Annotated in this window: 6 protein-coding genes; 2 read left to right on the forward strand and 4 right to left on the reverse strand. The window is 70.8% G+C overall.

The genetic code is table 11. The annotated features are described in order from the left end of the window. The first annotated feature begins 855 nt into the window (after positions 1-855). A complete protein-coding gene (locus D452_RS0102690) occupies positions 856-1392 on the forward strand; it encodes an ATP-binding protein (RefSeq protein ID WP_017542613.1) in 537 nt (178 codons plus the stop codon). 262 nt (positions 1393-1654) lie between these two features. Here the strand turns inward: D452_RS0102690 and D452_RS0102695 are convergent, their stop codons facing one another. The 4 genes from D452_RS0102695 to hisS form a co-directional block, all read right to left on the reverse strand. Further along, a complete protein-coding gene (locus tag D452_RS0102695; RefSeq protein ID WP_040693010.1) occupies positions 1655-2503 on the reverse strand; it encodes an AMP-binding protein in 849 nt (282 codons plus the stop codon). Between the two features lie 416 nt (positions 2504-2919). Then, positions 2920-5427 (reverse strand): LuxR C-terminal-related transcriptional regulator, encoded by a 2508-nt coding sequence (locus D452_RS0102700; protein WP_017542615.1) that lies wholly within the window; start codon positions 5425-5427, stop codon positions 2920-2922. Between the two features lie 166 nt (positions 5428-5593). Beyond that, positions 5594-8044 carry an ATP-binding protein gene (locus D452_RS0102705; RefSeq protein ID WP_017542616.1) on the reverse strand — a complete coding sequence of 817 codons (2451 nt, stop codon included), beginning with the start codon at positions 8042-8044 and terminating at the stop codon, positions 5594-5596. A gap of 153 nt (positions 8045-8197) precedes the next feature. Continuing rightward, positions 8198-9511, reverse strand: a complete 1314-nt coding sequence (gene hisS / locus D452_RS0102710) for a histidine--tRNA ligase (RefSeq protein WP_017542617.1) — start codon at positions 9509-9511, stop codon at positions 8198-8200. Positions 9512-10645: 1134 nt separating this feature from the next. Here hisS and D452_RS0102715 point away from each other — a divergent pair. After that, entirely contained in the window at positions 10646-11263 is a 618-nt protein-coding gene (locus D452_RS0102715; protein WP_017542618.1) for a GTP-binding protein, read from the forward strand. Positions 11264-11267 lie beyond the last annotated feature (4 nt).

The raw sequence follows: 11267 nt of genomic DNA on the forward strand, positions 1-11267 counted from the left end.
CCGCCGCCGCAGGCGGCCAGGACCGGGGCGACGGCCGCGCCGGCCGCTCCGGCCTTGAGGAGGGAACGGCGGGAGGTGAGGTGGTTCAGGGCGGTGGTGGGGTCTTCGGACTGGGCTGGCACGGGGACACCTCGTGTGGGTACGGAAACTTCGGAGAGGCCGGGACCCTGGTGACAGACGGTGGCTGGGGGGTGCCCCCGGTAGGGATTGTCGGGATCGGCCCCAATCGATACTTGTTCGCACTACAGGAAGCGTCAAACGAGGTCGGGGCACTCTCGAAGGCGTCCCGGACATTTCTTACGGTCTGTCCGGGATGGTGTTTGAGGGGCCGGTGAATCCTGCTGTGGCCTGGGGGTTTCAGGTCGAATCGGAGGGCGTCCCGCGTGTCCGTGTGCGGGCACCGTCCGCGCCGTGGTAGGGGTCCCAAGCGCGTTTTCGGCGCTCCCTGTTGTGTCCTCATCGTTGTCTGTGAGTAGTGAAAACGTGGCGTTTAGTCGCATATTTTCCGTCTTTCCCAGGCGCTCGATCACGTAGGGTGACACCCTTGGGGTGAGATGAACGCGGCGCCGTGGCCGCAGCTCCCCACGGTCTCAGGGGAGGGCCTTGGTGTCGGACACGGCCGGATGCGGCCAGGGCATTGCCCGAGTGTTGCATGGGTGTTGCACGTCACATGGCCGGTCCAGGGGGCCGAGCTGTTTCCTTTGTCCACATCGGGGAGGACACGGGACGGGGTTTTGTGGCCAATCCCCGGCGCGGGGAACTCAGGTGTGCTGTTCTGGACCCGGCACACCCTTGTCTAAGGTGAGTGCAGGCGGCGCAACCCGCGCGCCCGTCGCGGGTGATTGGAGTGACCGGATGGCTGAGGCGAGGCAACTCCGGGATTACGTGCCCGCGGAGGCCCCGGACGCCGCGACGTCGACCGCACCACGGATCGACGTCGGAGATCTCACGGGTGGGGTCACCGACCACACCGTGTGGAGCTGTGCGGGGAACCTGACCGCGGTGCGGTCCATCCGCGCGCGGGTCCGTGAGTTCCTCACCAGGAACGGGCACGGCGACGGGGCCCTTGACGACGCGGAACTGGCCGTGAGCGAGCTGGCGACCAACGCCCTGCTCCACTCGCGCTCGGGGCAGAGCGGGGGCGTGATGACGCTGTTCATCCGCTCCGACGCGAACAGGCTCCGGGTGGCCGTGGCCGACCAGGGCGAGCGCGACCCGGTGGACACGCACGGCGGACACACCCGCGAGGACGGCGACGACTTCGGGCGTGGCAAGTTCATCGTCGACAGCTGCGCCACGCGCAGCGGTGAGTACTGGAGCGAGGCCACGCACGTGACCTGGTTCGAGATCGATGACGAGTCGGGCGGGAACGCGGTCAGCGAGACCGCCTGAGAGGCCCGGGAGGGCTTCGGGGTGGCCGGAGACACTCGACCCCCAGGGGTGCGCTCCCGTGCCATCCGGAGCGCGTTGGAGCGCGCTCACGGGCACACGGAGCCCTCGGGTGCGCCCGCGGTGGCGCCGGAACGAGCCTCGGTCGACAGCCGGAACGGGCGTGACGCCGTCGAGGGGCGCCACGAAGTCCGACCAACGCGACACGGGCGGCGCACCGACCCGTCAGTGACCGCCCGGCGCACCGCCCTCGAAGCGCGGCGTCCTAGCTCGCGACGTCGGGCCACGGATGGTGGATCCGCGTGGGGACGGGGTCGCACGTGACCGTCACCCGGCGCCCCTCGGGCGGCGGGCAGTCCTCGCCCGCCACCACGCAGGTTCCGGTCCACAGCGCCAGCGCCACGAGGGCCAGTCTGGTCGCCTCGTCCCCGGACTCGCCCACCGCGACGACGTCGTCGGCGGTCAGCGCCAGTTCACCGCGCAGTTCCGCGAATCGTGCCAGCAGGTCGTGGTGGGTGTGCAGGGTGGTGAGGATGTCGTCCCCGACCGGCTCGTACCCCAGGTGCCCGTTGTCGAAGAGGCCCCGCGCCGGGCTGTACCCGTTCCCGTCCGGGCTGGGCAGCAGCAGCTCCCTGAACGGGGTGGTGCCCAGGGCGGAACCGAAGGTGATCACCTGTCGCACCCGCGACCGTTCGGCCAGTTCCAGCCCCCGCTCGGCCAGCTCCTCGCTCACCATCAGCAACCGGGCGTCGGTCTCGGCCAGGGCCCGGCACTGGGTGCGGAGATCGGACTCGGGGGAGACCGTCAGCGCCCGGCCGCCCACCGCCATCACCGTGTACGAGGCCAGGAAGCGGTCAGGGGAGACCGGCGCCAACACGCCGACCACGTCCCCGAGGCACATCCCACGACGACTCAGCCCCGCGGCGGCCTGCTCGACCGTGGCCGCGAAGGTGAGTGCGTCGATCCGTCCGGACGCGCCCCGGATCGTCCCACCGCGCGCGCTCCGCAGCCGCAGCCGCTCACACAGCCCACCGGTGAGCGAGCCGATCGGGTCGTCCCGACGCGGCAGGTGACGGCCGGGTCGTCCGGTTCCTGAAGTCAGTCCTGCCCCCATGCGTTCCCCCACTCGAACGGTCTCCATGTGGGCCCGCTACCCGGGCTCGTCACGCCCCCTCCACGTGGCGAGCCCGGAAGCGCCGCGCCGGACGTTCGCCGCGAGGGACCTCCCCAGGTTTCCCCTCGCGCCAGCGCGGTTGCCCACCGGTTCCGGGAGACTACCCGGTACCGACGGCACGTCGGTTCCCCGGTGTTCGGCCCGGGATCCGACGGCCGTTTCTGGGACCGGCCGAGCCCTGTTCGCACAGTGCCGAGAGCTCGAAGTCCCATGGCTTTGACCCTAGCGCGTTCATGGCAATATGCACATGCATATGGCCATGCACATGCATATGTAGATTCGTGGTCGCGCGAGAACTACACCACCCGCGCGAAGCCCCGGACCGGCAGTGCGCGCGGGGTCGGGGCGAGACCGGGTCAGCCCGTCCGGTGCCGCTTGATCCAAGCGGCGATCTGTGTGCGGGAGTTGAAGCCCATCTTCCGGTTGATGTTGGCCACGTGTCTGGCCGCGGTCGAGGACGTGATGAACAGGGTCCGGGCGATCTCGGGGTTGCTCTTGCCGGTGCTCACCAACTGGGCGATCTCCAGCTCCCGTCGGGTCAGCAGCTTCCCGGGGCTGGCCGACTCCGGTGAGGGAGGGACGGGCGCGGGCTTCGGGGCGGCGGCCGGGGCCTGGGGACGCGTACGGCGTCGGGGAGCCGGGCGACGGCTCTCCTCGGCCAACAGCTCCGCCTCACGCACCGCCTCGAACTGGCTCAGGGCGTGTCCCTGCTCCCACCAGCCCACCAACTGACGGCGGCGGCGACGGCCCCGTTCCTCGTCCGTGAACGGCCACGGGGCCTCCCGCTCGGGCAGACCGACTCGCGAGCGCAGCGCCGTGGCGGCGCCGGCCAGGCGGCAGGCGGGTTCGCGCAGCCCGGAACCGAACGCGACCCGGGCCAGGGACACCAGGCTCCGGGCGGCCTCGGCGCGCTGACCGCTGGCGTGGCTGAGCAGCAGCCCCTCGCTCAGGTAGTCGTAGGCCTGACTGGTGTGCCCCTGCGCGTGCGCCACCCGGCCGATCCCGGCCAGGCAGCGCGCCTCCTCGGACACCGCGCCGATCATCCGCTGGGTGTCCAGCGCCTCCCGGTAACAGCGGTCGGCGGTGATCAGGTCGTCGTTCATCTCGGCGGCCCGGGCCTGGTTGATCAGGGTCACCCCCACCCCCCACCGGTGGTCGATGCCCCGCAGCAGCGCGAGCGCGGCGTTGTAGTGGTGGTCGGCGGTGGGGTAGTCGCCCTGCTGGCACACCAGGGCCGCCCGGCAGCCCAGGGCGATCGCCTCGCCCCACAGGTCACCGGCCTCACGGCACAGCCGCAGGGCCTCCTCCACCCGGACCGACGCGCGGTCCAGGTTGCGCTCACGCACCTCCACCAGGGCCAGCAGGCTCAGGCAGGTGCGCACGAACGCGTCGTCACCGGCCTCGCGGCACAACCGCAGCCCCTCCTCGCCCGCCTCCAGAGCCAGCGCGTGGTCCCGGCGCACACGTGCCAACTGGGCCCGGCCGACCAGCGCCCGCGCCCGGGAGGGAGCCTTCGCGCTCTCCTCCAGCGCCAGCAGGCGGTCCATCCAGTGCGCGCCCTCGGAGTAGTTGTTGTGGCTCACCCAGTGGGCCACCAGGCTCACGCACAGCCGCAGCCCGGGTTCGGCGGCGCCCTTCTGGAGGGACCAACGCAGCAGGGACCGGAGCGTGTCGTACTCGGCGATCACCCGTTGGCGTCCGGAGTCCCGCTCGGACCACGGCATGGAACGGCTTGACTCCAGCCGTTGCCCCAGGTCCTCCGCCAGACGCAGCATGCGGGTCAGCAGACGCTCCTGGATCGACTCGGACTCGCCGGAGGCGACCAGCCGCTCCTGCGCGAACCGGCGCACCGCCTCGGGCAGCCGGTAGCGCACCCGGCCCTCGAACTCGCCGGTGACGGTGATCAGGGAGCGGTCCAGCAGCGACGTCAGCAGGTCGAGGATGGTCGACTCGGGCAGGGACTCGTCAGCGCACACCTGCTCGGCCAGCTCCAGGTCCCACCCCCGGAACACCGACAGACGGCGCAGCAGCACGCGTTCGGGCTCGGGCAGGCCCCGGTACACGAAGTCCAGAACCAAAGGCAGCACATCGCTGCGCGAGACGGCCTGTCCGGGTCCGGGCTGGAACACGGGGGAGGCCAGGTGGGCGCGGAGTCCCTCGGTGAGCGCGGCGATGCCCTCCTCCGGGGCGCGGGCGCCCAGCACCTCGATCCCCAACGGAACCCCACCGCTCAGGTCGCACAGGGTCGCCACGGCATCCAGCTCGGGGCCCGTGGCGGTGAACCGGGGGTCGCGCGCACGGGCGCGGTCCATGAACAGCCGCACCGACTCCGCGTCCGCCGGGTCCGGGGGAGGGGCGTTGCGCGGGACCACGGGCAGGGCCATGGCGGGCACCCGCCACACCGTGCCCCCGGTCAGCCGCACCGGAACCTCGCTGGTCAGCAGCACCGACACGGCGGGGCACTCCGTGAGCAGGGTCTCCCCGACCGCGGTCACCTCGTCCGCGATGTGTTCGCAGGAGTCCAGTACCAGCAGCAGTCTGCGGTCCCGCAGCGCCTCGGTCACGGTCGCCCCGAGCGGCAGCCCGGGTTCCTCGACCACCCCCACCGCCTGCGCGATGCGCGCGTGCACCTCCAGGGATGTGCGCACGTCGGTGAGATCGGCGATCCACACCCCGTCCGGGAACGAGACGGTGGACTGCTCGGCCACGCGCAGGGCCAGGCGCGTCTTGCCGATGCCGTCCGCGCCGCAGAGGGTGACGGACCTGCTGGAACCGAGCAGGCGGAGCAGATCGCTGAGATCTCGCTCCCGACCCACGAAACTGGTGCCCGGCAGGGGGAGATTGTGCCGCGCTGGCGCGGTCAAAGGTGCCATGGCCTTCACAAGTAGGGGCTGTTGGGGGTGTTCTCACCACGGAGGATACGAGGAGGGGCGGGGGCTGACGTCATCGAGGTGGGCGAAGTGGCTTGGGCTTTCTGGTTTAGCGGGTGCACGCGCACTGTGCAAGTGCTTCGGCACGAACACCCTCGGTTCAGCCGGGTTCTCTCGGTGAAGCCCAGCCGGTCAACTGCGTCCTTGACGAAATCGAGAGTTTTCTGAAGATGTTCGCGATATGGCGGGCGGCGGTGGCCTGACTGATGGTGAGACGGGTCGCGATCTCCCGGTTGGACAGACCCCTCTCCGCCAGCGTGGCGATCTCCCGTTCCCGCGGGGTCAGCGATTCCGGTCCGGACAGTCGGGGCGTGGGCGGGCGGGGAAAGGCCAGGGCCCGGTCGCGCACCTGCTCCAACGGGAGCGGGCGCCAGGCGTTCCAAGCCTCGGTGGCCCGCCCCGTGCCCACTCTCCGCTCCACCGCCGACCGCAGGCGGACGGTCTCGGCCGACGGCCGGTCCAGCGCCGTCCGCAGGTCGGCCGCCACCCCGGCCAGGGCCGCCGCCCGCGTGGGCTCCTCCTCGGCCAGCGCCAGTTCCGCCAGGGCCTCCAGCGCCTCGGCCACCGCGATCCGGCGACCCGAGGTGAAACTCACCCGCAGACACCGGCCCAGCGGCTCCCGCGCGGACAGGGTGTCCCGTGCCGCCAGGTGCAGGCGGCCCAGGTCCGCGGCGCACCGCGCGGCGTAGGGATCGGAGGGCAGCTCGACGAAGACCTCAAGGGCCTCGGAGAAGAGTTCCCGGGCCCGGTCGTGGTCGTCGGCCTCGGCGGCGATGGTGCCCAGCCCGTACAGGGCGCGCGCCTCGCTCCAGCGGTCGCCCAGCCCCCGCGAGGAGGTGGCGCTCTCCTCCAGGTGCGCGACGGCCTCCCCGGTGGCGCCCCGACGCCGGGCCAACTCGGCCAGGACGCCCCGCGTGCTCGCCTCGGTCATGGGGTCACCGGACAGGCCGGCCCAGTCCAGGGCCCGGGCCGCCTGCCGTTCACACTCCTCCAGGGAACCCAGCCGCATGGTGAGCGTCGCCAGGGTGGTCAGGGCCGAGGCGGCGGCGATCGGTGCGCGGCAGGCCCGCGCGGCCTCCAGTGCGCAGGAGGCCAGGGTGTCGACCCTGGCAGCGGGGTCCACGTCCAGGCGCAGCTCCGCGTGCAGGGCCAGGGCCCTGGCGCGCAGCGAGGGCGCCTGGTCGTCGGGCTGGTGCGACAGCACCCGCTCCAGGAGCCGGCTGCCCTCCGCGGACAGGTCCCGCATCAGCCAGTAGGCCCGCAGCGCCACGCACACCCGCAGGGCGTCGTCCACGCGCCCGTGGGACAGCGCCCACTCCACCAGCCGGGAGTGGTTCTCCCGGTGGTGGTCGTACATACGCAGCCGCTCGAGCCACTCGTCCCAGGTCTGCGAGGTGGCGGAGCTCTTGGCCGCCTCCTCGAGCCGGTCCACGGTGAACCGCAGGTAGCGGTCCCAGCGCCGATCGCTGTCGGCGCCCAGGCGTTCGGCGGCGTAGGCCCGCACCGTCTCGGTCAGCCGGTAGTGCGCGGTCCCGTTGATCTCGGAGTCCATCACCACCAGGGACTTGTCCAGCAGGGAGAAGTGCAGGGAGAGCACGTCCGTGGGGTCCACGCCCTCGCCCGAGCACACGTCCTCGGCGGCCTCCAGGTACCAGGTGGAGAACAGCGACAACCGGTGCAGCAGCAGCCGCTCGGTGTCGCTGAGCATGTCGTGGCTCCACTCCAGCACGGCTCGCAGGGTCCGCTGGCGTGCCGGGAGATGGCCGGTGCCGTCACTGGTCAGGAGCTGGAAGCGGTCGTCCAGTCGGCGCAGGATCTGCTGGACCGACAGCACCCGGACCCGGGCGGCCGCCAGTTCGATCGCCAGCGGCATGCCGTCGAGCATGCGACAGATCTCCGCCACGTAGCCCGAGTTCTCGCGGGTCATCTCGAACCCGGAACGCGCCGCGTGGGCCCGGGTGAGGAACAGGCGCACCGATTCGTACCGCTGGGCGTCCCGCCGGGGGATCGGCGCGGGCACCGCCGCGTAGGGATCGGTCGGTGTGGGCCGCGCGGGCAGCGAGAGCGGCGGGACCCGCCAGATGTTCTCCTCCGGCACGTGTAGCGGCTGGCGGCTCGTCACGAGGATCCGGACCCGGGGGCAGTCCCGCAGTACGGCCTCGCAGAGCTCCGCCATGGGGCCCACGGCGTGCTCGCAGGTGTCCAGCAGCAACAACAGGTGCTGGGTGCGCAACGCCGTGATGACGCCGTCCATCAGCGTCGTGGAGTCGCCGTTGACCGCCTGGAGGCCCGCCGCGACCGCGCGCAGGGCCTGCTCGCGGTCGGTGGCCTCGCTGAGGTCGATGAACCGCACACCGTCCGGGAACCGGCGCAGGACGCGCTCGGCGAGGTGGAGCGCGAGCCGCGTCTTGCCGATTCCGCCGGTGCCGGTCAGCGTGATCATCCTGGCCGTGCCCATGAGGCGGCTCAGGTCGACGATGTCGCGTTCACGTCCGACGAACTGGATGAACTCACCAGCGGACAGGGGCAGGTTGTGGCGAGGAGGAGACATGGCCTCGATAACTAGGACACCAATCGGCCCGTGCCTGAGGTACGGCACGGAGTACAGCCTGTCCCAGTCTCGCACCCGGGCCCCGAGGCTGTCTCGCGAATGGCCGGTTCCGGCACGGGAGGTCGGAAACCGCCCGTGCCGGACCAGAACCTGCTAAGTGGCGGGGGACCACACGGCCGGGTCGGCAGTGCCCTGCTCACCCTTGGCCATGTCCTTGACCTCGTGCTCGCCGCCCTCCTCGAAGGGCGGGAACCACACGAAGGGGATGCCCCTCTTGGAGGCGTACTGGATCTGCTTGCCGACCTTGGCGGTGGAGTGGAACACCTCGGTGTTGAACCCGCGCTCCCGCAGCAGCTCGCCCGTGCGCAGGGCGTCGGCGCGACGCTCGGCGTTGGGCACCACGACCATCACGTCCGTCGGGCAGACCCGGCCCGCCTCGATCCTGCCCTCCGCCACCAGCTTGGCGAAGATACGGGTCAGGCCGATGGAGATGCCCACACCCGGCAGCCGCTTGCGGATGAACTGCCCGGCGAGGTTCTCGTACCGGCCGCCGGCGCAGATGCTGCCGTAACCGGGGTCGTCGTCGAAGGACGCCTCGTACACGGTCCCGGTGTAGTAGTCGAGGCCGCGCGCGATGGACAGGTCCGCGACCACGCTGCCCTCGGGTAGGTCGGCGAGGTCGTTCAGGACGAAGGCGAGCTCCTCCAGTCCCTCCTCCAGCAGTTCGGAGACCACACCGAGTGCGCGGACCTCCTCGACGACACCGGCACCCCTGATCCGGGCCAGAGCCAGGCAGGGGTCGATCTGCTCGGTGGTCAGGCCCTCGCCCTCAAGGATCTCGCGGACGCCGTCGTCGCCGATCTTGTGGAGCTTGTCCACGGCACGGATCACCGCGATGGGGTCCTTGACGCCGAGCCCCTCGTAGAAGCCCTGGAGCACCTTGCGGTTGTTGACGTTGAGAGTCCACGCCGGGATGTCCAGCCCGCTGAGCACCCGGTGCACGATGCGGGGCAGTTCGGCGTCGAAGTGCAGCGGCACCGAGTCCACGTTGATGACGTCGATGTCGCACTGGGTGAACTCGCGGAAGCGGCCCTCCTGCGGACGCTCACCGCGCCAGACGCGCTGCGTCTGGTAGCGCTTGAACGGGAAGGTCAGCTCGTTGAAGTGCTGGGCGACGTACCGGGCGAAGGGCACGGTCAGGTCGAAGTGCAGACCGAGCCTGGCGTCGGAGTCGTCCTTGGCGTCGGCCTGGAGCCGGTGCAGCGTGTAGACCTCCTGGGAGGTCTCGCCCTTGGCCATCAGCACGTCCAGGTTCTCCACGGAGGGGGTCTCCACGGACGCGAAGCCGAAGGACTCGAACCCGGCGCGGATATGGTCCAGCCAACGCTGCTCCACGGCCCGGACCTGTGGGGTCCACTCGGGGAAACCGCTGATGGGAGTGGGGCGGACGACGCGCTGATCGGACATGTGGGGTTCTCGGCTCCCTTGGGAGTGTGCGGCGTGTTCGGGAAGGTGCCCCTCGACCCGGGCCGCGGCCGTCGCCGCAGGGGGAGGGTGCCCGTCCATCCTACGCACCCGAGCCGCACCCCAGGGCCCGTTAAGGTGGAGTCCCGTCCGTGCGCCCCAGCCACAGCCGGTGTGCTGCCCTGCCCCCTCACGGGTGTGAGCCTCGCCCGTTCACCTCACTCCTGGTGGGCTCAGCCACTGACGGTGTGGTGGCCCGGCCTACGGTGTGAGCCCCGGCCCTTCGCCTCGGCCATGGTGGCTCAGCCACAGGCGAGCCCCGCCCGTACGCCCCAGCCACAAGGGGGGTGCTTTCGTTCGGTGCCGGAGAGGGTTCTGCAGGAGGAGTCGAGCCGCTAGCGAGGTACGAGCGTCAGGCGTGGACGACGACGAAGAATCCCTCTGCAAAGGCACCGAACACGGGCCGAAGCGAAGCGGAGGCCCAAAGAAGTACAGCCGAACCCCGCACCGAAGCGAAGCGGAGGTGCAAAGAAAACACAGCAACCAGACCCACCGGCCCACGTGGACGGTTGTGGGCCGGTGGGGCTGTGGGCGCCCGTGGGTGGGGTGTGCGGCCGGGCCGACGTCGAAGAGCGAGACGTCGGTGTCGGTCGTGCGCCCCTGGGCGCCGCCAGGGTCCCGTGGTGGTCACGTCCTCGTGCCAGGAGGTCGTTGCGACCGCGCTCAGGCGGGTGCCCTGCTCTCCACCGTAGATGGCGGGGCCGGTGCCGGACAGGGATTGGCGCGGCCGAAAGCGGCCGAAAATGGCCTCTCACAATGTCGTAAAGTCGACCTGCCGGGGTACAGGAGTGTGCTTGTCTGACTACGGTCCGTCGGACACGACGGACTCCTCGCCACGAGGTGGACATCCGCCCTCGGGGCCCTTCTGCTGCGTTTCGACCCGCATGGGCGTGGTGGCCGGGGATGTGACGTCTTCCCCCACTGTGCCGAAACCCCGGATTCCAGTGCTGTCCGGTGTTAAGTTCCAGTAGCGGCTGTTTCCCGTGAAGGTTCGGAACCGGGATCGCCGCGCCCCTCCAGCCCGGGTCGTGTGCGCCGTCCGTCCGTGCAGGCCCGGCACTCTCGCTAGGACTAACAGTGATCCACTCAGCTAACAGTACGAACAACGTCCACGCACCCAGTGAGCTGTCCACCAAGATCATCATCGCCGGGGGCTTCGGGGTCGGCAAGACCACGTTCGTCGGGGCTGTGTCGGAGATCCCCCCGGTCCGCACCGAGGCCGCCGTGACCGCGGCCAGCGCTGGTGTGGACGACCTCTCGCACACCCCGGACAAGACCAGCACCACGGTCGCCATGGACTTCGGTCGCATCTCCCTGGACACTGACCTGACCCTGTTCCTGTTCGGTACGCCTGGCCAGCAGCGCTTCTGGTTCATGTGGGACGACCTCGTCCGGGGCGCCCTGGGCGCGGTGATCCTCGCGGACACCCGGCGCCTGGAGGACACCTTCCAGGCCCTGGACTACTTCGAGCGGCAGTACCGGCTGCCCTTCGTCGTGGCGGTCAACGAGTTCGATCCCGAGGCCGCCTACAGCGCCGACGAGTTGCGCGACGCCCTCGACCTGACCCCCGACGTGCCCGTGGTCTACTGCGATGCGCGCGACCGCAGGTCCGTGGTCAAGGTCCTGGTCACCCTCGTCAAGCACGGGATGGCCCTGGAAGCGCGTCAGCGCCACCAGCGCCAGCTCGTGAACTGACCGG

This window comes from Nocardiopsis prasina DSM 43845 (genome assembly GCF_000341265.1).
In the GTDB taxonomy this organism is placed as follows: domain Bacteria; phylum Actinomycetota; class Actinomycetes; order Streptosporangiales; family Streptosporangiaceae; genus Nocardiopsis; species Nocardiopsis prasina.

Excerpts from the sequence above, each read along its gene's own strand:
- D452_RS0102695 (WP_040693010.1), bottom strand. The coding sequence starts at position 2,503 with ATGGGGGCAGGACTGACTTCAGGAACCGGACGACCCGGCCGTCACCTG.
- D452_RS0102690 (WP_017542613.1), top strand. The coding sequence starts at position 856 with ATGGCTGAGGCGAGGCAACTCCGGGATTACGTGCCCGCGGAGGCCCCG.
- D452_RS0102705 (WP_017542616.1), bottom strand. The coding sequence starts at position 8,044 with ATGTCTCCTCCTCGCCACAACCTGCCCCTGTCCGCTGGTGAGTTCATC.
- hisS (WP_017542617.1), bottom strand. The coding sequence starts at position 9,511 with ATGTCCGATCAGCGCGTCGTCCGCCCCACTCCCATCAGCGGTTTCCCC.